At 41.3% G+C, this 3,400-nt stretch carries 3 protein-coding genes; all 3 read left to right on the top strand.

Annotated features, from left to right (window positions below):
• The coding region (locus F6K20_RS30235) for an Rpn family recombination-promoting nuclease/putative transposase (RefSeq protein ID WP_287297170.1) at window positions 1-840 on the top strand (840 nt) is incomplete at its 5' end.
• Window positions 841-1,259: 419 nt separating this feature from the next.
• Window positions 1,260-1,490 carry a hypothetical protein gene (locus F6K20_RS30230; protein ID WP_008178072.1) on the top strand — a complete coding sequence of 77 codons (231 nt, stop codon included), beginning with the start codon at window positions 1,260-1,262 and terminating at the stop codon, window positions 1,488-1,490.
• Window positions 1,491-2,211: 721 nt separating this feature from the next.
• Entirely contained in the window at window positions 2,212-3,285 is a 1,074-nt protein-coding gene (locus F6K20_RS30225; RefSeq protein ID WP_287297168.1) for a cyclic nucleotide-binding domain-containing protein, read from the top strand.
• The last annotated feature ends 115 nt before the right edge of the window (window positions 3,286-3,400 follow it).

The following is a 3,400-nucleotide window of genomic DNA, read 5'->3' as shown; positions in this document are numbered from 1 at the left end:
GACTTTGCCTTTAAAAAAATCTTTGCCTCCCAGGAAAGTAAGCCGATTCTGATTAGCTTCCTCAATGCTCTTGTCTATCACAATCAACCTCTCATCCAAGATTTAGAAATTATTGATCCTTATCAGTCTTCTCCTCTGCCAATCCTCAAAGACTCTTTCCTGGATGTGAAAGCTAAGCTGAAGGATGGTTCTCTAGTGATTATTGAAATGCAGGTTTTGCAGGTAGAGTCTTTTGCTCGTCGAGTTTTGTATAACGCAGCTAAAGCTTACTCACTACAATTAGGTAAAGGGGAAGGCTACCGTTATCTCAAACCAGTGATTGCTCTGACCATTACCGATTTTATTATGTTTCCTGAGAATAATCAGGTAATTAATCATTTTGAGTTCCGAGAAAAAAGTACCAACATCAGCTACGTAGAAAATTACTTACAATTATTGTTTGTAGAGTTACCGAAATTTGAGAAACAGTTGGAGGAGTTAGAAGAATTGGATGAGTTGTGGATGTATTTTTTAAAAAATGCCCCTTCTTTAGATACAGTCCCAGATAAAATGGCACAAATACCAGAGTTTCAACAGGCATTTGGGATTGCTTCTCAGGCGAATTTAACGAGAAAAGAGTTGGAGGAACTAGGAAAACGAGAAATGTTTATTCATGACCAACAAGGGCTGATTCTTTTTGCTGAGAAACAAGGGATAGAAAAAGGAATGAAACAAGGGAGAGAAGAAGGGGAGAAAGAAAAAGCCCAAACAATTGCACGCCAACTTCTGCCTCTTTTGGATGATGAAACGATTAGCCAAACTACTGGCATACCTGTAGAGGAAATTAGGAAGCTTCGCTGAACAAGTCAAAAGGCAATAGACTAATGAAGAATTTAGAATGAAGAATTTAGAATTAATTTTTAGCATTAGCCAGCCTAGTACGTAGGGTGCGTGATAAGACGGGCTCGCCCTGATTTTCCACCTCTTCGCCAGTTGGGAAAGTCCGTCCGAAAATATTGATAACGGGCAAGATGCCCATTCCACCAAGATGCCCATTCCACCCACCGGGTCAACCTAAATTGCTCCTGAACTGTTCCCGATTCCCGATTCCCGATTCCCGATTCCCGATTCCCGACTCCTCACCCAATTGAAAACTGCTGTAATTCAGTAAGCATTGTCCCACATTTCATGGTAGGATCGGTTGGCAAAAAGCTACTGTGCAGGCCCAATCAAAGGGCTTTAGGCAAGGATTTTGAACCTTTCAAAGGAGACAACTAATAATGAACCTGAATGACTTGATCGAAGAAAAATTAAACTATTATGCTCAGAAGATTGTTTCTGGCGGTAGCAAGACCGACGAAATGGCGGTTGGGGAAATTACCTTCTATGTCGCTCTGCGTCGCGTAGTAAATGGTAAAGGAACCCTGCAAGACGTGGGTATGATGGATGCTATCAACGACACCCTCCAAAGCTTAGGACTTGTCGAGGAAGGAAAAACCTTCTACAAATAATTTGCCCATCAAGAAGTTTGAGTGGTCGGCAATCTTGTAAATTGGATTTTATACCTCAATCCAACCACCACCAAGCAACTTTTTTTGGGAGCATCCCATTTTGGAAACAATATTACCCAAAGCAACGATATTTCAAGGGTTTCAGCCCCCTAAAAAGAGCTAACGTGCCAAATTGGGATGCTCCCCTTTTTTTGGCCTAATATGGCATTGGAGCGGATGTGAAACCAAAAGTGTTTAGCTTTGTTATAAAATGGTTTCACACCGCTCAACTTTACCTTTATGTCGTTTCAGATTAACTGTGGCTAGCTAGCTTGGCTTTTGGCGTTCCTGAATCAAGTAATGAATAGCAGTAGAGTGGGCATCCTGCCCGCTCGACCAGATATTGATAACGGGCAAGATGCCCGTTCCACCAAGATGCCCATTCTACAGGTGTGACCCAAGGGCGATTTACTCGCCCTAGGAGGCGCGCACCTACTCTTCAAATCATTCTATTATTCAGCAACGCCTAAAATAGGTAAGCATTGGTTTAATCTGAGTTACGGAAAGCTGACCACTGACCGCTGACAGCTGACTGCTTACTAATTCAGTAATTTCTCGGAATAAATCGAGGATTATTGTAGCTTTCGTAAATCTTAATTTCTGATCAACATAGATTAAAAAACTATAAATTATTATGTTAGGTTTTAATCAAAATAACTTCATGATTCCAATTTCAACTGGCATGGTAATAACGCAGGATTTGCGAAAAGAACTAGAAACTATTGAAATTGATAATAAATACGAAGATTGCCTGTTCATGAAATTAGAGGGGACTATCGTTCAGCCAGATAAAATTGACCTATTCTTAACTATAAACTTTCATGATCAATTTTTAGAACTACCCGGTGGTAGCATCAAACTTGGGCTAACCGGTGGAGAGCTAAGGCTGAACTTAACCAATGGCAAACTTCCCTATTATCACCGTGGTTTCAATGATGATTTTAAAGTTTCCATAGAGAAAAAGCGAAGGTCAAAGCAAGGTAGTAAAATTCACCATGACAATAAGATGTCCATGGGTTTAGACCCTACTTCCCATCAAATTGAGTTCAACCTTGGCACTGAATTAAATCTCAGGAGAGATATCAATCACGAAAAAACTGATGAATTCACCATCATGGATTACCAGATCACATCCAAAGGTGGAGAAACCAATCCAGCCTGGGTTTTTGCTGCCAAAAGTGGTGAGCCATTATTAACTGGAACCCTGAGCAGTATATGGTTAGGCAGTAAAGAAATTCCAGCTGGTCATGTCTTGATTCATGAAGGAGAATCTATCAATGCACTCTACATTGTCTTAGATGGCATCTTAACCGTTTCCGTTGAAGCTTGGAAAAGTCGGGAAATTGCTCGATTATCCAACGGTGAAGTAGTCGGAGAAATGTCTTTTGTGAAAGATCATCCCCCTTCCGCTACAGTTAAAGCTTTAGAAGACTCCATTGTGTGGTCAATTGATCGAGCTAAATTAACCCATAAACTAGAGAAAGACCCCCGTTTTGCAGCTCGTTTTTATCGATTGCTTGCTGCTGCTATTGCTGATCGAATACACCTGACCACAATTAGCTTACTTTACTTCGAGAAAGAGTATCAGATAGAAGACCCGATGGCGACTCACCTGAAGATTGATGAACTAACAACGTCCAGTCAATATAGGTTCATGGCTACACCCATTCATAACGAGTCGATCAAAACCTATGAAAAAGTTATTTTAGACAAAACTAAAGCAGCGTTACTGATTAATGGAGTGATTGAATCTTAAGCGATCAGCTATCAGCTATCAGTTTTCAGCCTGACCGCTGACCACTGACCGCTGACCACTGACCACTGACCGCTGAAGGCTGACCGCTGACCGCTGACCGCTGACCGCTGACCGA

The organism is Moorena sp. SIO2C4 (assembly GCF_010672485.1).
In the GTDB taxonomy this organism is placed as follows: Bacteria; Cyanobacteriota; Cyanobacteriia; order Cyanobacteriales; family Coleofasciculaceae; genus Moorena; species Moorena producens.
The sequence above is the reverse complement of the archived record's forward strand: the minus strand, read 5'-3'. Positions and strand labels throughout refer to the sequence as shown.